Origin of the sequence: Stenotrophomonas sp. SAU14A_NAIMI4_8 (genome assembly GCF_003086695.1) — a bacterium.
Classification (GTDB): Bacteria; Pseudomonadota; Gammaproteobacteria; order Xanthomonadales; family Xanthomonadaceae; genus Stenotrophomonas.
In genome coordinates this window covers 3847282-3868962 of record NZ_CP025999.1, presented here as the reverse complement: position 1 = coordinate 3868962, position 21681 = coordinate 3847282, and the positions used below count along the sequence as shown (strand labels likewise).

Genomic DNA, 21681 nt, shown 5'->3' with positions numbered 1-21681 from the left:
GCGGTCCTGTAGAGCGGAGCCATGCTCCGCTGGACCAGATGACAAACGGTTGAACAACGCGGGGCAGCAGCCCCGCGCCACGGGAAACAAGAGATGGCAAGCGGACGCGAAATCAAAACCAAGATCAAGAGCGTGCAGAACACCCGCAAGGTGACGCGCGCCCTGGAAATGGTCTCGGCCTCCAAGATCCGCAAGGCGCAGGATCGGATGAAGACCTCGCGTCCGTACGCGCAGGCGATGAAGCAGGTGATCGGCCACCTGGCCCAGGCCAGCACCGATTACCAGCATCCGTTCCTGGTCGAGCGTGAGCAGGTCAAGCGGGTCGGGTTCATCGTGATCTCCTCCGATCGCGGCCTGGCTGGCGGCCTGAACAACAACCTGTTCCGCAAGATGCTGGGCGAAGCCAAGGCATGGCAGGACAAGGGTGCAGAAGTGGACCTGGTGACCATCGGCCAGAAGGCATCGACCTTCTTCCGCCGCGTGAAGGTCAACATGGTCGGCAGCGTGACCCACATCGGCGACGTGCCGAAGCTGGAATCGCTGATCGGTGTGATCAAGGTCATGCTCGACGCCTTCACCGAAGGCAAGGTCGACCGCGTGTACCTGGTCTACAACCGCTTCGTGAACACCATGGTGCAGAAGGCCAGCTTCGATCAGCTGCTGCCGCTGCCGCCGGCTGAGAAGCAGGTCGCTCACCACGACTGGGATTACCTGTATGAACCCGATGCCGCGACCGTGCTGGAGCACGTGATGACGCGTTACATCGAGTCGCTGGTGTACCAGGCACTGCTGGAAAACGTCGCCTCCGAGCATGCCGCACGCATGGTCGCGATGAAGGCGGCGAGCGACAACGCCAACAAGCTGATCGGCACCCTGCAGCTCGTCTACAACAAGGCGCGCCAGGCAGCGATCACCCAGGAAATCTCCGAAATCGTCGGCGGCGCGGCAGCAGTCTGACCGCGTTCGTTCAAAGCACACATTAGAGGATGCAGCAATGAGTCAGGGCAAGATCGTTCAGATCATCGGCGCGGTCGTCGACGTCGAATTCCCGCGTGAGTCGGTGCCGAAGGTGTACGACGCACTGAAGGTCGACAACACCGAAATCACCCTCGAAGTCCAGCAGCAGCTGGGCGACGGCGTGGTGCGTACCATCGCCCTCGGTTCCACCGATGGCCTGAAGCGCAACCTGGTGGCCACCAACACCGACCGCGGCATCTCCGTGCCGGTCGGCGCTGGCACCCTGGGCCGCATCATGGACGTGCTGGGCCGTCCGATCGACGAAGCCGGCCCGGTGGCCGCCAGCGACAGCTGGGAAATCCACCGTGCGGCCCCGTCGTACGAAGACCAGAGCCCGGCCACCGAACTTCTGGAAACCGGCATCAAGGTCATCGACCTGATGTGCCCGTTCGCCAAGGGCGGCAAGGTCGGCCTGTTCGGCGGCGCCGGCGTCGGCAAGACCGTCAACATGATGGAACTGATCAACAACATCGCCAAGGCGCACAGCGGTCTGTCCGTGTTCGCCGGCGTGGGTGAGCGTACCCGTGAGGGCAACGACTTCTACCACGAAATGAAGGACTCCAACGTCCTGGACAAGGTGGCGATGGTGTACGGCCAGATGAACGAGCCGCCGGGCAACCGTCTGCGCGTCGCCCTGACCGGCCTGACCATGGCCGAGTACTTCCGCGACGAGAAGGACGAAAACGGCAAGGGTAAGGACGTCCTGCTGTTCGTCGACAACATCTACCGCTACACCCTGGCCGGTACCGAAGTGTCGGCACTGCTGGGTCGTATGCCGTCCGCCGTGGGTTACCAGCCGACCCTGGCCGAGGAAATGGGCGTCCTGCAGGAACGCATCACCTCGACCAAGAACGGTTCGATCACCTCGATCCAGGCCGTCTACGTGCCCGCCGATGACTTGACCGACCCGTCGCCGGCGACCACCTTCGCCCACCTGGACTCGACCGTTACCCTGTCGCGTTCGATCGCCTCGCTGGGTATCTACCCGGCCGTGGATCCGCTGGATTCCACCAGCCGCCAGATGGACCCGCTGGTCATCGGCCACGAGCACTACGACACCGCCCAGCGCGTCCAGCAGACCCTGCAGAAGTACAAGGAACTGAAGGACATCATCGCCATCCTGGGCATGGACGAACTGTCCGAAGAAGACAAGCAGGCCGTGTCGCGCGCCCGCAAGATCGAGCGCTTCTTCAGCCAGCCGTTCCACGTGGCCGAAGTGTTCACCGGTTCGCCGGGCAAGTACGTGCCGCTGAAGGACACCATCCGTGGCTTCAAGGCCATCGTCGATGGCGAGTACGACCACCTGCCGGAGCAGGCGTTCTACATGGTCGGCGGCATCGAAGAAGCGGTCGAGAAGGCCAAGAAGATGGCTGAGAAGGCCTGATCATGAGCACCATTCGTTGCGACATCGTCAGCGCTGAACAGGAAATCTTCCGTGGCGAAGCGACCCTGGTCGTGGCGACCGGTGAGCTGGGCGAGCTGGGCATTGCGCCCAAGCACGCCCCGCTGATCACCCGACTCAAGCCCGGCAAGGTCGTGGTCACCACGCCGAACGGCGAGCAGCTGGATTTCGCCATTTCCGGCGGCATCCTGGAAGTGCAGCCGCAGGTAGTGACCGTGCTGGCCGACACCGCCATCCGCGCCCAGGACATCGACGAAGCCTCGGTCCGCAAGGCCAAGGAAGAAGCCGAGCGCATCCTGGCCAACCGTGGTGAAGCGATGGAAGTGGCCGAAGCCCAGCAGAAGCTCGCCGAAGCCGTGGTCCAGCTGCAGGCCCTGGAACGTCTGCGCAAGAACCTCAAGCACTGACGCCAGGCGCTGGCGCCTGCCATTACGGTCAGGGCACGCGTTGAAGAGATCGCCGGCCCCGTGCCGGCGATTTTCTTTTGCACGAAGGAACGCAGATGCAGCAGCACGGACGCACTCCCATTCTGGCAAGCGCTTCGCGCCGTTTGGCCGCTCGGCCAGAGGCGGCATGGTTGCTGGCCTGGTGCGTGCTGTGCCTGCCCTGGCTGGCGGGGGTGAAGACGATTCCCTTCGACGCCGTCCAGCAGTTCTTCCCGGCCGTCAGCTTTACGGCCGAGCAGTTGCGCCATCTGCAGGCCCCTTGGTGGAACCCTTACCTGTACTCGGGTTACCCCCAGTTGGCCGACCCGCAGATGATGACGTTCCAGCCCAGCATGATCCTGCCGATGATGCCGGCGCCCACGTCGCTGCATCTGTTTACCGTGGTGGTGCTGCTGCACGTGCTGGCCGGCGGGCTGGGTGCGTTGCGCCTGGCGCGGTCGTGGGGGCTGTCGGTGGCACCGCAGCTGCTGTTTGCGCTGGTGCTGGCCGTGGGTGGGGTGGCTGCCTCGCGGCTGCAGCATACGCCGATGATCATCAGCTACAGCGTGCTGCCCTGGCTGTGGCTGGGGCTGGATCAGCTGCGTCGCCGGGGACGCATCGGTGATGTGCTGCTGGCAGGTATTGCAGGTGGACTGTGCGCCCTGCAGCTCACCCAGGTCACTTATTTCATCATCCTGGCCTGTGCCATCTATGCGTGTGCTGCACTGCTGGTTGCCAGGGACTCGCGTGGACGTCTGGCCCTGCACCTGTCGGCCGTCGCCTTCATCGCTGCGCTGATCAGCGCACCGCAATGGTTGTCGACCCTGGCCTGGCTGGGCGAAACCAACCGGGACGGTCTCTCGTTGCAGGCCGCACTGCCGGGCGCGCTGCACCTGCAATCGCTGGCCACGCTGCTGTCCGGCAATGTGTTCGCGCAGGGGCGCGGTGACAACTGGGCGTTCGGTGATGTCACCACCGACTATCTGTACATGGGGGCGGTCCCGCTGGCGCTATGGCTGGCCTGGGGCGGTCGCGTGGTGCAGCAGCACCCGGCGGCGGCACGCATTGCGTTGGCCACCCTGGTGCTGGCCGTGCTCGTGGCACTGGGCGGTGCGACGCCGTTGTTCCCCTGGCTGTTTACGGTGCTGCCGGGCCTTGATCTGTTCCGGCGCCCGTCCGATGCGCTGTTCCTGACCGTTCCGGCCGCTGCCTGGCTGGCAGCTTACGCCCTGCAGGCCGCCGTGCAGCGCGCCCGCTTGCAGCCGCACCTGCCTTCCGTACTGGCATTGGCCGTGCTGCTGGTCTACACCGGCTGGCTGGTGGTCGCCGCGGGGCAGATGCAGTCCTTCGCCTGGATGGCCATCAGTGGCGCCATCGGCGGGGGCGCGCTGTATCTGCTGCGTCGCCACGCCCACCCCCTGCGTTGGGTGTTCGCACTGGTGATGCTCGACATGATCTTGTTCAACGTCAGCACTGCGTTCAATACACGCAGCAGCAGGAATGTTGTGCTGGACGCCACGCGCGACGCGCCGTCGCAACGCGCGTTTGCACTGCTCGTCCGCGAGCGCGGCGAAGGCTTGCCGGAGCGGGCCGTGGTGTTCGGGCTGGGCACGCTGACCAATGGCGCAGCGGCACACGGTCTGCCGCTGGCCAATGGGTATAACCCACTGCTCGACGTGCGCTACCAGGCCATGGCCGGCATGCCGGCTGAGCCGGTCGACGCGTTCCAGCAGAAGCCTGCTACCCCTTGGGCGGCCGATATGGATGCGCCCCTGTTCCATCTGCTGGGCGTGCGTTGGCTGCTGTCCGCGCAGGCGTTCGCGGGTGCGCAGGCGCAGGGCGAGGGGCTGTACGTGGCACGGCGCGCGGATGTGCTCCCCCGCACCCTCAATCCGCATACCGTTCGTCGTCATGCCGACGATCTGCCCCCGGCCGATGATTACGGTCGCACCGACTTCCAGCAGGTGGTGTGGCTGCCGGCTTCGGTGAGCACTGCCTGCCCGGATGCGGATGCCGGAAACGTGCAGGTGCTGAGCCATCGCTACCGTGCAGGGGCGATGACGCTGCAACTGGTTGCGGATGAACCCGGCTGGCTGGTGGTCAATGAACTGCATGCCCCGGGGTGGGTGGCGACGCTGGAATCGGGCCTTGGCCTGCCGATCGTGCGTGGCAACGGGCTGTTCCGTGCCATCTGCGTGCCCCAGGGCCAGCACACGTTGCGACTGCGCTACAGCCCGCTGCAGCTCTGGCGGGAGGGGCTCGGCCAACGATTGGCAGATCGTCGCGGTCACTGAACCCGGTAGGGTCAACGGTCAGTCGACGATGGCGCGCCGCGCGTTGGCGGACCTCGATACGCCAGCCCCGCCGTCAGCGGTAGACCACAAACCGCATCAGCAGGAACGACACGCACGCCAGCCCGCCTTCCACCAGCGGCTTGGCCAGCCATGCGTACTGCAGGCCCAGCGCATGGTCGGCGGCGGCCACCAGCAGGGTGCTGGCGATCGTCACCAGCGCCCACAGCGGGAGGAAGCGTGCGAACCGGCGCCAGCCCAGGCGCTGGCCGCCCTGCGCATCGGCGAAGGTGTAGCGCCCGTTGAGCCAGAACCCCAGCAGCATGCCGCCCACGCGCCCGGCCACGTTGGCCGGCACCACCGGCATGCCCGCCGCCGTGCAGGCGACGAACAGCAGCCAGTCCAGCAGCAGCTGGGCCAGGCCGATCACGAGGTAGGCGGTGCCTTGGCGGAACAGGCTCATGGGCAATGGAGTCTGCAGGGATGCCCATGTTAACGGCCTGCGTTCTAGAATCGTCGGCAACGACCTACGGATAGCCGCCCATGACCCAACCCCTGCACGTGATCATCCTGGCCGCCGGCGCCGGCAAGCGCATGAAGTCGGTGCTGCCCAAGGTGCTGCAGCCGATCGCCGGGCAGCCGATGCTGGCGCATGTGATCGCCACCGCGCGCGAACTGCAGCCGGCGGCGATCCACGTGGTCTACGGTCATGGTGGCGAAGCAGTCCGCCAGCGCTTCGCCGACCAGCCGGACCTGCTGTGGGCCGAACAGGCGCAGCAGTTGGGGACCGGCCACGCCGTGGCCCAGGCCATGCCCGAAGTGCCCGACGCCGCGCAGGTGCTGGTGCTGTACGGCGATGTCCCACTGATCCGCGCGCAGACCCTGCGTGACCTGCTGGCGCAGCCGGGGCGCCTGGCGGTGCTGGTGGCCGAGATGGACGACCCGACCGGCTATGGCCGCATCCTGCGCGATGCCGAGGGCAAGGTCGGCGCCATCGTCGAACAGAAGGATGCCGATGACGAGCAGCGCCGCATCCGCATCATCAACACCGGCATCATTACCGCCGAATCGACCGCGCTGCGGCGCTGGCTGTCGCAGCTGTCCAACCGTAACGCGCAGGGCGAGTACTACCTGACCGATGTGTTCGCCTTCGCCGCCCATGAGTTCACCCCGGCGGAGATGGCCCTGGTGGCCGACGCCCAGGAAGCCGAAGGCGCGAACGACCCGTGGCAGCTTTCGCAGCTGGAACGCGCGTGGCAGCGCCGCGCGGTGCGCGCCCTGTGCACCCAGGGCGCGCGCGTGCTTGACCCGGCCCGCGTGGATGTACGCGGCCAGGTGACCGTGGGCAGCGACGTGCAGATCGACGTGGACGTGATCCTGGAAGGCGCCGTGGTGCTGGGCGATGGCGTAAGCATCGGGCCGTTCACCCGCTTGAAGGACGTGACCCTGGGGCCGGGCACCGAGGTGCGCGCGCACTGCGATCTGGAAGGCGTGGTGAGCGAAGGCGCCGCGCAGATCGGCCCGTTCGCGCGGCTGCGTCCGGGCACGGTGCTGGCCGATGGCGTGCACGTGGGCAACTTCGTGGAAACCAAGAAAGTGACCCTGGGCGTGGGCAGCAAGGCCAACCACCTGACCTACCTGGGCGATGCGGTGATCGGCAGCAAGGTGAACATCGGCGCCGGCACCATCACCTGCAACTACGACGGGGTGAACAAGTCGACTACGACCATCGGCGACAACGCCTTCATCGGTTCCAACAGTGCACTGGTGGCGCCGGTGCTGATCGGCGAGGGCGCCACCATTGCGGCCGGCTCGGTCATCACCCGCACCGCACCCGATGGCAAGCTGACCCTGGCGCGCGCACGACAGGAAACCATCGATGGCTGGAAGCGCCCGATCAAGAAGTCCTGAGCCACGTGTGCCGCACGCCGATGAGCTCGGCGTGCTGCCAGGCATCGAACAGCGCGCCGGCGAGCTGCTGAAGGGCCATGATGCCTATCCGGTGTTTGCCGGGCATGGCCTGGATCTGCCTGCGCTGCACGAAGGTCTGCGGCGCCGGCAGGTGTGGGTGGTGGATGCGGCCGACGGCGGAATCGCCGGTTACCTGCTGGCCGGTGAACTGGCAGGTGAGTTCCATGTGCTGCAGATGGATGTGGATCCCGCGCACGCGCGCCGGGGCCATGGACGTGCGCTGTTGCGCCACGCATTGGCGATGGCCAGGGCAGACGGCTATCCGGCAGCGGTACTGACCACGTTGAGCGATGTGCCGTGGAACGCGGCCTTTTACGCCAGCGAAGGATTCGTCACGGTGCCGGAAGCGGAATGGGGCGCCGGCCTTCAGGCCGTGATGGCCGAAGAGGCTGCGTTGGCGTTTCCGATGCATCTGCGGGTCGCGATGCGTCGGGTGCTGTAGCGGCCGACCTTGATCGGCCTATGGATCTACTGCCGCCCGCCATGGTCCTATCCCCGGTAGATCCACGCCATGCGTGGATACGCCCCCCCCGTTCACCCCACCGGCAACAGGATCGACACGCACAGCCCGCCCTCGCCGCGGTTCTGCAATGACACCCGCCCGCCGTGCGCTTCCACGATTTCCCGGGTCAGCGCCAGGCCCAGCCCGGTGCCGTTGCGCTTGGTGGAATAGAACGGCATCAGTGCGTTCTGCAGCACCTGCTCGTTCATGCCCTTGCCGCGGTCCAGCACATCCAGCCGCAGCCACTGCGGCAGGCGGGTCAGCTGCACCTGCACATCGTCGTTGGGCGGGTCGGCTTCGGCGCAGGCTTCATGCGCGTTCTTCAGCAGGTTCAACAACGCCTGGCCGAACTGGGCGATGTCGATGCGGCTGCTCAGGTCTTCGCTGGGCGGGTGGTCCATGGTGAACGGAATCTGCTGGCCCAGGCTGGCCAGGAACGGCGCCCAGTGCACGGTCTGCAGCTGCGGCTGCGGCAGCTTGGCAAAGCGCGCGTAGCCGCGGATGAAGCCTTCCAGGTGGCGTGCGCGGTCTTCGATGGTGCTGAAGATCTCGGGCAGGCGGTCGAAACGCTCGCGCTTCACCAGCTCGCCGCCGGAATGGGCCAGCGAGGCAATCGGCGCCAGCGAGTTGTTCAACTCATGGCTGATCACCCGGATCACCTTCTTCCAGGTCTGCACTTCCTGCCGCCGCAGTTCGGCGGTCAGCAGCCGCACCAGCAGCAGATCGTGCGGGCGGCCGTTCAGATGGAACGCGCGCCGCGACAGGTGGTAGACCTGTTCGTCGTCCTCGTCCAGTTCGGTACCGTCGTCCACGTCCGGGCGCACCGCGAACAGGCTGTCGCCGCCGCGCTCGATGGCATCGCGCAGCTCCACCGGCATCTGCTGCAGCACATCCTGCAGCCGCTGGCCCTCCAGCTTCCAGCCGCCGTGCAGCAGCTTGCGTGCGGCCAGGTTGGAAAACACCACGCGCGCAATGCCATCGCCACCGGCGGCGATCAGCAGCATGGCCACCGGCGTGTTCTGCACCATGGTGTCCAGCAGCAGCTCGCGCTGCACCAGCCCCTGGCGCTGTTCGCGCAGCACATCGCCCAGTTCGCGGTGGGCCTGTACCAGGTCACCCAACTCGTCGTTGCCCGGCCAATGCACGCTGAAGTTGTATTCGCCGTCGCGGTAGCTGCTGGTGGTGCCGGCCAATGCCCGCATCAGCGATCGAACCGGTGCGGTGGCACGGCGCAGCGCCCACCACATCAGCGCCAGCAGCAGTACGGTGGACACCAGGGTGACCGCCCAGCCGTGGTCCAGCCAGTAGGCCAGCAACCACGGCAATGCCGCAGCCAGCGCCAGCACCGGCAGCAGGCGCAGGAACAGGCGGAAGGTGAACGAGCGCCGCTTCATTCGCGCGGAATGCCGTGGCGGTCCATGCGGCGATACAGCGCCTGCCGGCTCAGCCCCAGTTCGGCGGCCGCCTGCGCGATCACCCCGTGGTTGCGTGCCAGCACCTCTTCAATACGCGCACGGTCCGGGTCGTTGCCGGCGCTCGGCGCGGGGCGTGCTGCGGCCGGCGCACGCGGCAGGTTCAGATCGGTCACCTCGATGCGCGGGCCACTGGCCAGCAGTTCGGCGCGCTGGATCACATTGCGCAGTTCGCGCACGTTGCCCGGCCACGGGTGGCGCTGCAGCGCGGCCGCGGCGGCGCTGGACAGCGGCTTGCCGGCGGCCAGGAAACGCTCGGCCAGCGGCAGGATGTCACCGGGACGCTCGGCCAGCGGCGGCAGTGCCAGCTCCACGGTGTTCAAGCGGTAATACAGATCTTCGCGGAAGCTGCCGTCGCGGATCATCGCCGGCAGGTCCGCATTGGTCGCGCTGACCACGCGCACCTTCACCTGCCGCTCGCGGTTGGAGCCCAGGCGCTCGAAGCGGCCAGTTTCCAGTACGCGCAGCAGTTTCATCTGTCCGCCCAGGGACAGGTTGCCGATCTCATCCAGGAACAGCGTGCCGCCGTCGGCCGCTTCGAACTTGCCCTCGCGTGCCTTGTTGGCACCGGTATAGGCACCGGCCTCGGCGCCGAACAGTTCGGCTTCGATCAGTTCCGAGGGCAGCGCGCCGCAGTTCACCGCCACGAACGGGCCCTTGGCGGCCAGTGAATTGGCCTGGATGATCTGCGCGATCTTTTCCTTGCCGGCGCCATTGGGGCCGGTGATCAGCACCGGCAGTTCCGAGCGTGCGACCTGGCAGGCCAGGGCGATGATGCGCTCGCTGGCCGGATCGGCGAACACTGCATCACACAGCTCGTACTTCGTTTCCAGGGCGGTGCGCTGGCGCTGTTCGCGGGCGCGGCGCTGGTCCAGCTCGCGGCGCGCCTCGGAAAGCTCCAGCAGGTTGTTCACCGTGGTCAGCAGCTTGCGGTCATCCCACGGCTTGGCCAGGTAGTCGGCGGCACCGGCCTTGACCAAGTCCACCGCACTGCTCAGGTGGGTCCAGGCGGTCAGCAGGATGACCGGCAGATCGGGGTGGCGCGCGCGGATCTGCGCGAACAGTGCTTCGCCTTCCTCACCGGAGGTGGTGTCTTCGGTGAAGTTCATGTCCTGGATCACCAGATCCACCGGCTGCGATTCCAGCAGGGCCAGCCCTTCGGCCGGGCTCTGCGCCTGCAGGGTGTCGATGTCATGCAGGGAAAACAGCACGTCCAACGCAGTGGCTACGCTGGCGTTGTCGTCGATGATCAGGATCGCAGGCATGGACGCATTCTGGAGAAGGGATGGGTGGCGCCAAGAGAGCCGTGACCGGCGCCACCCATCAAGCATAGCCAAACCCGTGGCCGCGCAGGGCCCGGGGGTACGTCTCAGGCCCCGCGGGTGGCCACCGCCGGCGGTACCGCGGCGGCGCGCCGGGCTGGGCCGAACACTGCGATCTGGCCCAGCACCCACAGCAGCAGGGCGCCCAGCGGCAGGTACAGCAGCGGCATGCGCGGCAGCTCGTACATGTTCATCAGGGCCAGGTTGATGGCGTAGGCCGCCAGCATGCCCAGCACGATGCCCAGGGTGGCCAGCAGGAAGTTCTCGGTCTGGAAGTAGCGCAGGATCTGCCCGCGGGTGGCACCCAGCGCACGGCGGATGCCGATCTGCTTGCTGCGCTGCTGCACCCAGAAGCTGGCCAGGCCGACGATGCCCAGGGCCGTGACCACCAGCAGCGCCACGCACACCGTCACCAGCAGGCCGACCATGGCGCGGTCGTTGCTGAAGTACTTCTGGCGCTGTTCTTCATAGGTCATCTTTTCGCGCATCAGGCGGTTGGGATCGTTGCGTTCCAGCGCAGCCACCGCAGCCTTCAGCACCTCGTCGCGGCGCTCCGGTGCGGTGCGCAGCATGTAGGTGCCGCCTTCGTCGAAGCCACGGCGCAGCGGCAGCAGCATCGATTCGGACCAGTTGTTGGCCCAGCCGGTGGGGGTGGTGAGGGTGTCGACGATGCCGATCACATGCAGCGGCTGCTTGCCCATGTAGTAGGTCTTGCCCAGCGCATTGCCATTGGGTTCCATCTTCGCGGCAGTGGCCTGGGTGAAGATCACCGGGATCGCCTTGTCCTGCGAACCGGCCTTGCTGACCACTTCGTAGTCCCGGTATTCGTCGGGCTGGAAGTCACGGCCGGCGATCACGTTGATGCCCATCGTGCGGATGCCATCTTCGGACATCGTGTACATCGATGCTTCGGTGGTGGGCTGTTCCTGGTCCTGCTGGCGCTGGATGCTGCTGCTTGAAGAACCGCCGCGGAACGGCACCTGGTTGATGATGGTGGCGCTGGTGACACCGGGAATGGCGCGCAGCGCGGCCAGGTCTTCGCGGGTGCGGGCCAGGCCGTTGGTCTGCTTGCCGATGCCGCTCACGCGCACCATTACCAGTTCGTTCTCGGCGATGCCGCTGGGCATGCTGATCTTTTCCACGCGCTGGCTGACCAGGAACAGCGCATTGCAGACGATGGCGCAGGTCAGGGCGACTTCCAGCACGATCAGCGCGGCAGCGGTCTTGTGCCGGCGCAGGGTGCTGAGGATGGGGCGGATGTCCATGGGAGTCCTCGTTCGGGTGCTTACTGCGACTTGAGCTGGATGGCCGGGGTGACCTGCATCGCGCGCCAGGCGGGCAGGAAGCCGGCAGCAAGGCTGGCAAACAAGGTCAGGCCGATGGCCAGCAGCAGCATGCTGCCGTCCAGGTGGGCCAGCTTGGCGTAGTCCACCGGCTGCTGGCGCACCGCGAACAGCCCCAGCAGGGCCACGCCGATGCCGAGCACGCCGCCGACCACGCCCACCGCACCGGCTTCCACCAGGCACTGCAGGAAGATCTGCCCACGGCTGGCGCCCAGCGCACGGCGCACGCCGATTTCACCGCTGCGGCGCAGGAACTTGGCCAGCAGCAGGCCCACCGTGTTGACCAGGCACACGCCCAGGAAGCCCAGGGCCAGCCACAGCTGCAGGCGCACATCGCTGGGCACCGCGCCGTTGAAGTCCAGCCACTCCATCACGTTGCGCAGGCGCACGTTCGGCGGGCGCTGGAAGCGACCGGCCTCACGCTGCTGGCTGGAATAGTTTTCCAGGTAGCGGCGATAGTCGTCGGCCTTGGCCGGGTCGACCTCGACCCAGTACTGCAGCCAGGTGCAGGGTGCGTTCAACGAGTAGCTGTTGCCGTCCGGGTTCTCGCCGAAGCAGTTCATGTTGCCGCTGCTGCCCAGCTTCATTTCGAAGGACGTGCTGACCGGCAGCAGCAGGTCTTCATCCTTGCCGTAGCTGCCGGTGGTCAGGTCGAAAAACTGCGGTTCGGGATTCCATTCCTTCATTACGCCCACGATGCGGAAGCTCTGGCCATCCATGCGGATGTCCTTGCCCACGCTGTTACCGCCCTGGTACAGCTTGTCGTTCAGCGCCTTGGAAATGACCACCACGCGCGCGCGGGCGTCATCGTCCTGGCGGGTCCAGGGGCGGCCGTACTGCATGGGCACGTTGAACATCGGGAAGAAATCGGCCGAGGTCCAGCGCGTATCGATCGTGAACGGCTGCAGGGTGCTGTTGTCCGGTTCGATGGTGCCGCCGCCGGCGCTCATCAACGCCTGGCGTTCGGCCTTGGCCTCGCGCAGCAGTGCCTCACCGTCGAAGCGGGTCATCTGCGAGTTGGGTTCCTCGCCGGGCACGTAGCCACCGCGCTGGCCCGGGTCCAGCTGCACGTAGAACAGGCGATCACTCTTTTCCGGGATCGGATCGCCGGAAAGCACGTGGAAAACAGTCAGGGTGGTCATCGAGGCACCGATGCCCAGCGCGATGGCCACCACCATCAGCGCGGTCAGCACCTTGTTGCGGCGGAAGCTGCGCGCCGCCAGGCGGGCGTAGTAGGCGAACATGGTCAGGCCCTCACTCGTTCACGGCAACGATGCGGCGCGGCGTAGCCAGCACCGGCTCACGCACCAGGTCGGTCACCTGGCCATCGACGATGTGCACGTTGCGCTGCGCGCGCGCGGCCAGTTCCGGGTCATGGGTGACCATGACGATGGTGGTGCCGGCGGCGTTGATTTCTTCCAGCAGCTCCATTACGCCGCGTGCCATCTGCGTGTCCAGGTTGCCGGTCGGTTCGTCGGCCAGCAGCAGGCGCGGGCTGCCGGCCAGGGCACGGGCAATGGCCGCGCGCTGCTGCTGGCCGCCGGACAGTTCGTTGGGGTAGTGCTTCATGCGCGAGCCCAGGCCGACCTGGGTCAGCGCCTTTTCAATGCGCTCGCGGCGCTCGTTGGCGCTCATTTTGCGGTAGCGCAGCGGCACGTCCACGTTGTCGAACAGGTTCAGGTCGGGAATCAGGTTGAAGCCCTGGAAGATGAAGCCGATCTTCTGGTTGCGCAGGCGGCTGCGCGCATCATCGCCCAGCGTGCTTACGTCCTGGCCGTCCAGCAGATAGGTGCCGCTGGTGAAGGTTTCCAGCAGGCCGGCAATGTTCAGGAAGGTGGTCTTGCCGGAGCCGGACGGGCCGGTGACGGCCACGAATTCGCCTTCCTTCACCTGCAGTTCCAGCGAGCGCAGTGCATGGGTTTCCACCTGTTCGGTGCGGAAGACCTTGGCGACCGAACGCATTTCGAGCATGTACATGGGGTGTCCTCTCTCCAGGATGTGTCAGTTGACGGAGACGCGTTCGGCGTCCTTGAACAGGTCGCTGCCAGAGACCACGATGCGGTCGCCCGGCTGCACACCCGACTTGATTTCCACTTCGCCCAGGCTGCTGACGCCCAGTTCCACCGGCCGGCGCACCGCGGTGCGGCCGTCCATCACGTAGGCCACGCCGTTGCCCTGTTCGACGAACGGGCCACGCTCGACCTTCATCACGTTCCTGCGCGTATCCAGCAGCACGCGCACCGACATGCGCTGGCTCTGGCGCAGGCCTTCGGGCTGTGCGGCGGCAAAGCGCACGCGGGCGTTCACTTCACCGTTCACCACCTCCGGCGAGACGGCGCTGATCTCGCCGGCGAACGGCTTGCCGTTGCCGCCGGTCAGCTGCGCCGGCATGCCGATGGCCAGGTCGCGGGCGAAGCTTTCCGGCACCTTGATCTCCACTTCGAACTTGGACAGGTCCACCACGCCCAGCACCGGCGCGTTGGCCGCCAGGTTGGTGGCCTGGGTGGCCTGCACCTGGCCCACCTGGCCGTCGAACGGGGCACGCAGGGTCAGCGCGTCCACCTGGCGCTGCACTTCGGTCACCACGGCCTTCTGGCGGTCGGCCAGCAGGCGCTTGTTGCGCGCATCCAGGTCGGCGCCCTGGCTCTGCAGGCGGGCGTCGGTGGTGGCGTTGGCCAGGGTGATGTCGGCCTTCTTCAGGCTGTCCTGGGCCTTGGCCAGGTCGATCTGCGGCACCGCGCCGCCGTCGTAGCCGCGCTGGTAACGCTGCAGGTCGCGGTCGGCGGCCTGCCGTTCGATGCTGGCCTGGTCGGTTTCCTTGCGCGACTTGGCGCGGGCCAGGGTGGCGTCCAGCGCGGCGCGGCTGGCTTCGGCTTCCAGGCCGGCCAGGGTGGCCTGTTCCTGGGCCAGCTTGCTGCGCAGTTCCGGGCTGTCGATGATCGCCAGCTCCTGGCCCTTCTTCACCACGTCACCGGCCACCACCTTCAGGTCCACGGTGCCGGCCGAGATGGCGTACAGGGTGGGGCTGTTGGCGGCGATCACGCGGCCGTCGGCGGCGATGTCGCGCACCAGGTCGCCGCGCTGCACTTCGGCAATGCGCACCCGGCTGCTGTCGAAGGAGCGGCTGGCATTGGACCAGGCATGCACCGCCCAGCCGATGGCGGTCAGCAGGGCAAGCCCGCCCAGCACCGGCCAGCGGTAACGGCGCAGGGCGGCGCCCGAGCGGGAGGTGCCGGCCGGGGCGGAGGAAACGATCTGGTCCTGGGCAGAGGTGTCGCGGATCATCGGGTACGTGCCTGTCGGTGGTAGTCCATACCAAGCACGTCGCGTGCCAACTTTTTGGTGTTATGAATCAGTGATTTAGCGGCCCGTGATCGGTGTCCGGGTGTCCGCGGACACTGCAGCGGACACTTTCATTAAGCGGACAGGCGGGGGAGGGCGGACACCCACGCTAGAATGCCGACACCGTCTTGAAGGAAACGCGACATGTGTGGAATCGTAGGTGCGATCGCTGATCGCGATGTGGTGCCGGTGCTGATCGAAGGACTGAAACGACTGGAATACCGCGGCTACGATTCTTCCGGTATTGCGGTGATCGACCAGGGCGAGCGCCCGGACGTGCGCCGCGTGCGCCGCACCGGCCGTGTTTCGGAAATGGCCACCGCCGCCGAGGCCGAGGGCTTCAACGCCAGCCTGGGCATCGGCCACACCCGTTGGGCCACCCATGGCGGGGTGACCGAGGCCAATGCGCACCCGCACATCAGCCACGGCGTGGCGCTGGTGCACAACGGCATCATCGAAAACCACGAAGAGCAGCGCGAGAAGCTGCGCGCGCTGGGCTACACCTTCGAGTCGCAGACCGACACCGAAGTGATCGCGCACCTGATGCACCACCACCTGAAGGGCGGCGACAGCCTGCTGGGCGCGCTGCAGCGCACGGTGAAGGAGCTGACCGGTGCCTACGCCCTGGCCGTGGTCAGCCGCGCCGAGCCGGACCACTTCGTCTGCGCGCGCATGGGCTGCCCGCTGCTGGTGGGCCTGGGCGAGGGCGAAAACTTCGTCGCGTCCGATGTGTCGGCCGTGATCTCGGCCACGCGCAAGGTCATCTTCCTGGAAGAGGGCGACACCGCCGATATCCGCCGTGATGGCGTGCAGGTGTTCGACGAACACGACCAGCCGGTGCAGCGCGACACCCATCTGTCCGATGTGTCGCTGGCCTCGCTGGAACTGGGCCCGTACCGCCACTTCATGCAGAAGGAAATCCACGAGCAGCCGCGCGCGCTGGGTGACACCATCGAAGCGGCGATCGACGCCGGTGGTTTCCCGGCCGAGCTTTTCGGCAAGAATGCCGAAACCGTGCTGGCCGGCATTGAAGGCGTGCAGATCCTGGCCTGCGGTACCAGCTACTACTCGGGCCTGACCGCGCGTTACTGGATCGAATCCATCGCCGGCCTGCCGTGCAGCGTGGAAATCGCCAGCGAGTACCGCTACCGCGCCGCGTATGCCAATCCCAAGCACCTGATCGTGACCATTTCCCAGTCCGGCGAAACGCTGGATACGATGGAAGCGCTGAAGTACGCCAAGTCGCTGGGCCACACCCACACGCTGTCGATCTGCAACGTGCCGGAAAGTGCGATTCCGCGTGCCAGCGAACTGGTCTGCTACACCCGTGCCGGCGCCGAAATCGGCGTGGCCTCCACCAAGGCCTTCACCACCCAGCTGGCCGCGCTGTTCCAGCTGACCGTGGTGCTGGGCAAGCTGCACGGCCGGGTGGATGCAGCACAGGAAGCGGAATACCTGGAACAGCTGCGTTTCCTGCCGGGCAGCGTGCAGCACGCCCTGAACATGGAACCGCAGATCGCCGCCTGGGCCGAGCGCTTCGCGCGCAAGAGCAGCGCGCTGTTCCTGGGCCGTGGCCTGCATTACCCGATCGCACTGGAAGGTGCGCTCAAGCTGAAGGAAATCACCTATATCCATGCCGAGGCCTACCCGGCCGGTGAGCTGAAGCACGGCCCGCTGGCGCTGGTGGACGAAGACATGCCGGTGGTGGTGATCGCGCCCAACGACAGCCTGCTGGAAAAGGTGAAGTCGAACATGCAGGAAGTGCGCGCGCGTGGCGGCGAACTGTTCGTGTTCGCCGACCAGGACAGCAACTTCAACGAGTCCGAAGGCGTGCACGTGATCCGCACCCCGCGCCATGCCGGCGTGCTCAGCCCGGTGGTGCACACCATTCCGGTGCAGCTGCTGGCCTACCACACCGCGCTGGCACGCGGCACCGACGTGGACAAGCCGCGCAACCTGGCCAAGAGCGTTACGGTGGAATAAGCCGGAAGGGCCTGTGGTCGCCGGGCATGGCCCGGCGCTACCAGGGGCCGGGCAACACCGGCGCCGCGGGGCACGGCTCGGCCACCATCGGTAGCGCCGGGCCATGCCCGGCGGCATGCCTCAGGCCGCGTGCACCTGCACATCCACATACTCAGCCAGGCCACGGCACGCGAGCAGCAGGCCTTCGCGCACATCGTTGCCGACCTGCTGCGCTTCGTCGCCATCCACGCGCACGCGCTCGCTGGCGTGCAGCAGTTCCAGCAGCAGCGTCAGCCCGGCGTTGGCGCGATGGATGCGCGCCAGCGCCATGCACTGGCCGTTGCTACGCCCCTTGCGCTGCAGCGGCTGGCCATCGGCGGCATCTACCTGGCGGATGCGCTGCAGGCTGCCCAGCAGAGTGATGCCCGCATCGGTCTGCTGGGCGGCAAGCGTGGTTTCCAGCGGCTGGGCAAGTTCATCGGGCAGGGTGTTGGCGGCCTCGCCCAAAGTGGCGAACAGGTACGGGTATCGCGAGGTGCTCATGGCGGCTTCCTTCTGCATGCGGCGAAGAAGCCACCCCGCTTAACAGCAAGGGTGGCGGACGGTGCGTGGTTGCAATACCGGGGAGCTTCTGCAAAAGCCGGCGGGCACGAGGCCCCCACGCACCGCCCGCCATAGGTGCGCGGACAGAGTGCCTGCCGACGCCACCCACAGGGAATGGGCGACGCCGACAGGCAAGCGTAACCAGCAGAAACTACCCACGGGATTGCAAGCCCGTGCCACCCGTTTTCGGTGGCCACCCATATTTCGCATGGGTCGCCTTGGCCGCCAATGAGGAAAGTTGGAAAGATCGAAATTGTTGCAATACACCGATGCGCTGCAGACGCACGCGGCGGCGCGCCGATTGCGACACCGGTTGCCGACGGTTCGTCGAGCAAGGCTCGACGCTACAGATCTTCCGGGTGCGGCTCAGGTCCCCACGTGGAAGCGGTTGCTGTCTTCGGCCAGCCCCAGGTGTTCCAGCGCGATCTCCAGCCCCAACGCATAGCTCTGCGCACCGTAGCCACTGGCCACCGCCAGCCGGCGCCCAGCACCAGCCGGAATGCAGGTCTCGCGCTGCGCGCCATCGTCGTGCACTTCCACATAGGCGTTATGCAGATGCGGCAGCAGGCGCTGCAGGCGGGTGCTGTCGGCGCACGCACCGGGGTCGAGCAGGGTGATCTCGCCGCGGCTGTGGTCGGCCACGCGCAGTGCGTCCAGCAGTTCCTGTTCGGAACCGCACGCGCGGATGGCGATGGTGGTGCCGGCATCGATGGCGCGTTCCACCAGTGCCTTCAGCACGGGGCTGGGCAGCGGTGCAGCCGTGCGGATAAGACGGCCACTGGCTTCCGGGCCACGAATGATGAAGATCGACATGGCTCAGGCCTCCATGGCCAGACGGTGGCGGATGATGCCCAGCGAGAGCGGATAGCCGCCCTGCGCGTTGCGATGGTCGACCACCACGGCGGCCGGTGCATGCTGCAGGCGCAGCCGCGACTGCAGATCCAGTTCGCAGGTGGCCTGGACTTCAATGTACTGCGCCGGCAACTGGTCCAGCGCGTGGCCCAGCGCGGCGGCCTGTTCGCACCATTGCTGCTCGTCCACGGCACCCAGTTCCAGCACCACCCAGTCGCGGGGCTGGGCGTCGATCTGGCACAGACACTGGCGAATCTCTTCCACGCCACTGCAGTCTTTGCAGACCACGGGATGGTTGCCCAAGTGCGCAGGCAGGCTCGGCGGCACACTGCTGGGGGTTGCGTGGCGAATCACGATCACGGTCATGGCGGTTCTGGTTTCACACCCTGCGGTGCGGTGATGCCATGGTCGCGGTGGGCTACGTAAAATCGCCAGCCGTGTTCTGCCGCCCCTGCATAAAATCAACGTAACGGCCGGCGCGGTGCGCTGCATCGCCGCCAGCGGGGCGTGAAATTTTATGAAGATTTTACGCGGCGTATCAACGCGGGAATGGGCTTTTTACAGGCATCGATTCGACAATTTTCGCATCGGCTGAACAGCCATCCTGTGAGTTGTCATTTCATGTCTCTGCACCTCTTCCCGGGCCAGCGCGTCAGCGCCCAGGTCATTGCCACCCGTAGCCTGGCCGGCCTGGTCCTGTTCGCCGGCACCGCGCTCAGCAGCCATGCGGCCACCGTGTCCGGCTCGGCCGCCATTGCCAATGATTATGTGTGGCGTGGTTCCAGCCAGACCCAGGGCGATGCGGCCGTGCAGGCCGGCTTCAAGGCCAGTGCCGAATCGGGCTGGTACGCGTCGGTCTGGGGCTCCAACGTCGAATTCGCGCCGGAGACCCATGCCAGCAGCGAGCTGGATTTCATTGCCGGCTGGTCCGGTGGCCTGTCTGACGATTGGGCGCTGGACGTCAACCTGATCCATTACCGGTACCCGTCCACCACGGTGGATCTGAACTGGACCGAATTGAACAGCACCGTGACCTGGAAGCAGAACTACTGGCTGCAGGTGGCGTACTCGCCCGATGCCCTGGCCACCGACGAGCGCGGCGTGTACGCGCAGCTGGGCGCGCGACTGCCGGTCAGCGACAGCGTGCGCTTCGAGGCCGCCGTGGGCCATTACTGGCTGGAAGACGCCTACAACGACAGCTACACGCACGGCCAACTGAGCGGCATCTGGGCCTTCAAGGCGCCGTTCGAACTGCGCGTGACCGCGCACGCCACCGATTCGGCGGCCAAGCGCATCTTCCCCGATCTGGCGGGTTCGCGCGTCGAAGCCGCGCTGCAGGCGTCGTTCTGAACTGAGTCCGGCATCGCTGACAGGCGCCCCCGCGCGCACGGCGATCCAACCACAACAAGGTGGGACATCCCATGTTCGAGTTCCTTTCCGTATTTGCGCTGGCCCTGTTGCTGGGCTGGCCCATTGGCCGCTATCTGGCGGCGGTGATGCGTGGCAACCCCATGTGGGGTGACCGCGTGTTTGGCCTGATCGAACGGCCGCTCTATCGCATGCTGGGCGTTGCGCCTGGCCAGGGTATGGGCTGGAAGCAGTACGTTACGGCGTTCCTGGTCAGCAACCTGGTGCTGGCCGTGCTGACCCTGGCCATCTTCATGACCCAGGCCTGGTTGCCGCTGAACCCCAACAATGCGCCGAACATGCACTGGGACCTGGCGCTGCACACCATGGTCTCGTTCCTGACCAACACCAACCAGCAGCACTATTCCGGCCAGGCGCAGTTGTCCTACTTCGCGCAGATGACCGGCATTCTCGGCCTGCAGGTGATCACCCCGATGATGGGCCTGGCCCTGGTGGTGGCAACCCTGCGCGGCCTGTTCGGCGGGCGCAGGCGCGATGTGCTGGCCGCAACGGGCAAGGATCGCGCGACGCCGGTCGCTGCAACCGATGGCGAACCCGACCTGGGCAACTACTGGGCCGATGTCATCCGCCCGGCCGTGCGCCTGATGCTGCCGCTGTGCCTGCTGTGGTCGCTGCTGCTGACCTGGCAGGGCGTGCCGTCCACTCTGAACGGCGGCCCGGTGGCCACGCCCATCGACGCGTCTGCGGGCATGGCCGAGCAGAAGATTCCGTTGGGGCCGGTGGCCTCGATGGTGGCGGCCAAGCAGCTGGGTACCAATGGCGGTGGCTGGTATGGCCCCAACAGTGCCGTGCCGCTGGAAAACCCGACCGCGCTTTCCAACCTGCTGGAAACCCTGGCCTTGATCCTGATTCCGGTCAGCATCGCTTTCATGGTAAGCGCCTTCACCGGGCGCCGCCGCTTCACCGCGCTGGTGGTCGGCACCATGCTGGCCATGTCGCTGGTTTCCACCGGTGTGGCCCTGTGGTCTGAATCGCTGTCGTCCACCAGTACCGACATTGCACTGATGGAGGGCAAGGAAGTGCGCTTCGGCGCCGACGCTTCCGCGCTGTGGGCGGCGTTGACCACGCAGACCTCCAACGGCTCGGTGAACGCCATGCACGATTCGCTGGCGCCGCTGACCGGCCTGGTCACGATCGGCAACATGCTGGTCAACTCCATCTGGGGTGGCATCGGCTGCGGCCTGCAGCAGTTCCTGGTCTATCTGTTGCTGAGCGTGTTCCTGGCCGGCCTGATGACCGGCCGCACCCCGGAACTGTTCGGCCGCAAGATCGAAGCGCCGGAAGTGAAACTGCTGGCCGTGCTGGTGCTGCTGCAGCCGCTGGTGCTGCTGTCCCTTACCGCCATCACCCTGGCCGTGCCCAGCCTGACCGGCAATTCCAACCCGTCCTTCCACGGCATCAGCCAGGTGTTCTATGAATTCACTTCGGCCTTTGCCAACAACGGCTCCGGCTTCGAAGGTCTGGGCGATGCCACCTACTGGTGGAACCTGACCTGTGCGGTGGTGTTGGCGCTGGGCCGTTACCCGGCACTGATCATCCCGCTGGTCATTTCGGCGATGTTGGCGCGCAAGCGTGCCGTTCCGGAAAGCCCGGGCACGCTGCACGTGGAAACGCCCACCTTCGCACTCACCCTGATCGCGGTGGTCGTCATCCTGACCCTGCTTCAGTTCATGCCGGTTCTGGTGCTGGGCCCCATCGCCGATCACCTGGCGCTCAAGGCCTTCTGAGGATTTCCCAATGACTGATACT

19 protein-coding genes are annotated in these 21681 nt (G+C 66.4%); 9 read left to right on the top strand and 10 right to left on the bottom strand.

Features of this window, described 5'->3' with window-relative positions:
* Positions 1-93: 93 nt before the first annotated feature.
* From atpG to C1930_RS17415, 4 genes are all read left to right on the top strand, one after another.
* Positions 94-957 (top strand): F0F1 ATP synthase subunit gamma, encoded by an 864-nt coding sequence (gene atpG / locus C1930_RS17430; protein ID WP_010481324.1) that lies wholly within the window; start codon positions 94-96, stop codon positions 955-957.
* A 37-nt stretch (positions 958-994) separates the two neighbouring features.
* A complete protein-coding gene (atpD, locus tag C1930_RS17425; RefSeq protein ID WP_032129045.1) occupies positions 995-2401 on the top strand; it encodes a F0F1 ATP synthase subunit beta in 1407 nt (468 codons plus the stop codon).
* A gap of 2 nt (positions 2402-2403) precedes the next feature.
* Entirely contained in the window at positions 2404-2826 is a 423-nt protein-coding gene (locus C1930_RS17420; protein WP_005419509.1) for a F0F1 ATP synthase subunit epsilon, read from the top strand.
* Between the two features lie 212 nt (positions 2827-3038).
* A complete protein-coding gene (locus C1930_RS17415; protein WP_234412689.1) occupies positions 3039-5138 on the top strand; it encodes a hypothetical protein in 2100 nt (699 codons plus the stop codon).
* 73 nt (positions 5139-5211) lie between these two features.
* On the opposite strand, the gene C1930_RS17410 is transcribed toward C1930_RS17415, so the two are convergent.
* Positions 5212-5598 carry a GtrA family protein gene (locus C1930_RS17410; protein ID WP_108772282.1) on the bottom strand — a complete coding sequence of 129 codons (387 nt, stop codon included), beginning with the start codon at positions 5596-5598 and terminating at the stop codon, positions 5212-5214.
* 80 nt (positions 5599-5678) lie between these two features.
* Here C1930_RS17410 and glmU point away from each other — a divergent pair, with 80 nt between their 5' ends.
* Both glmU and C1930_RS17400 read left to right on the top strand, forming a co-directional pair.
* Complete coding sequence (gene glmU, locus C1930_RS17405) at positions 5679-7046, top strand: bifunctional UDP-N-acetylglucosamine diphosphorylase/glucosamine-1-phosphate N-acetyltransferase GlmU (protein ID WP_108757231.1); 1368 nt, start codon at positions 5679-5681, stop codon at positions 7044-7046.
* On the top strand, positions 7015-7548 hold the full coding sequence (locus C1930_RS17400) for a GNAT family N-acetyltransferase (RefSeq protein ID WP_108757230.1): 534 nt from the start codon (positions 7015-7017) through the stop codon (positions 7546-7548). Before glmU ends, C1930_RS17400 begins: the two co-directional genes overlap by 32 nt.
* Before the next feature lie 92 nt (positions 7549-7640).
* Here the strand turns inward: C1930_RS17400 and C1930_RS17395 are convergent, their stop codons facing one another.
* The 6 genes from C1930_RS17395 to C1930_RS17370 form a co-directional block, all read right to left on the bottom strand.
* A complete protein-coding gene (locus C1930_RS17395; RefSeq protein ID WP_108757229.1) occupies positions 7641-9002 on the bottom strand; it encodes an ATP-binding protein in 1362 nt (453 codons plus the stop codon).
* Positions 8999-10345, bottom strand: a complete 1347-nt coding sequence (locus C1930_RS17390; protein WP_108757228.1) for a sigma-54 dependent transcriptional regulator — start codon at positions 10343-10345, stop codon at positions 8999-9001. Before C1930_RS17390 ends, C1930_RS17395 begins: the two co-directional genes overlap by 4 nt.
* A gap of 104 nt (positions 10346-10449) precedes the next feature.
* Positions 10450-11667: an FtsX-like permease family protein gene (locus C1930_RS17385; RefSeq protein ID WP_108757227.1), complete on the bottom strand. Its 1218-nt coding sequence runs from the start codon at positions 11665-11667 to the stop codon at positions 10450-10452.
* Positions 11668-11687: 20 nt separating this feature from the next.
* Positions 11688-12989, bottom strand: coding sequence for an ABC transporter permease (locus C1930_RS17380; RefSeq protein ID WP_108757226.1), 1302 nt, complete (start codon positions 12987-12989; stop codon positions 11688-11690).
* 10 nt (positions 12990-12999) lie between these two features.
* Positions 13000-13722, bottom strand: coding sequence for an ABC transporter ATP-binding protein (locus C1930_RS17375; protein ID WP_108757225.1), 723 nt, complete (start codon positions 13720-13722; stop codon positions 13000-13002).
* A 24-nt stretch (positions 13723-13746) separates the two neighbouring features.
* Positions 13747-15030, bottom strand: a complete 1284-nt coding sequence (locus C1930_RS17370) for an efflux RND transporter periplasmic adaptor subunit (protein ID WP_108772281.1) — start codon at positions 15028-15030, stop codon at positions 13747-13749.
* Positions 15031-15231: 201 nt separating this feature from the next.
* Between C1930_RS17370 and glmS the strand changes: the two genes are divergently transcribed.
* Entirely contained in the window at positions 15232-17070 is a 1839-nt protein-coding gene (glmS, locus tag C1930_RS17365; protein ID WP_108772280.1) for a glutamine--fructose-6-phosphate transaminase (isomerizing), read from the top strand.
* A 120-nt stretch (positions 17071-17190) separates the two neighbouring features.
* Here glmS and C1930_RS17360 read toward each other — a convergent pair whose 3' ends face one another.
* From C1930_RS17360 to C1930_RS17350, 3 genes are all read right to left on the bottom strand, one after another.
* Positions 17191-17592: a hypothetical protein gene (locus tag C1930_RS17360; RefSeq protein ID WP_108772279.1), complete on the bottom strand. Its 402-nt coding sequence runs from the start codon at positions 17590-17592 to the stop codon at positions 17191-17193.
* Positions 17593-18018: 426 nt separating this feature from the next.
* The gene (locus C1930_RS17355) at positions 18019-18465 is read right to left on the bottom strand and encodes a 3-dehydroquinate dehydratase (RefSeq protein WP_108754229.1); all 447 of its coding nucleotides are present in this window, start codon (positions 18463-18465) and stop codon (positions 18019-18021) included.
* A 3-nt stretch (positions 18466-18468) separates the two neighbouring features.
* Entirely contained in the window at positions 18469-18870 is a 402-nt protein-coding gene (locus C1930_RS17350) for a hypothetical protein (RefSeq protein WP_108762953.1), read from the bottom strand.
* Between the two features lie 255 nt (positions 18871-19125).
* On the opposite strand from C1930_RS17350, the gene C1930_RS17345 reads away from it, so the two are divergent.
* Both C1930_RS17345 and kdpA read left to right on the top strand, forming a co-directional pair.
* Positions 19126-19854 carry a TorF family putative porin gene (locus tag C1930_RS17345; protein WP_108772278.1) on the top strand — a complete coding sequence of 243 codons (729 nt, stop codon included), beginning with the start codon at positions 19126-19128 and terminating at the stop codon, positions 19852-19854.
* A 71-nt stretch (positions 19855-19925) separates the two neighbouring features.
* A complete protein-coding gene (kdpA, locus tag C1930_RS17340) occupies positions 19926-21659 on the top strand; it encodes a potassium-transporting ATPase subunit KdpA (protein ID WP_108772277.1) in 1734 nt (577 codons plus the stop codon).
* Positions 21660-21681 lie beyond the last annotated feature (22 nt).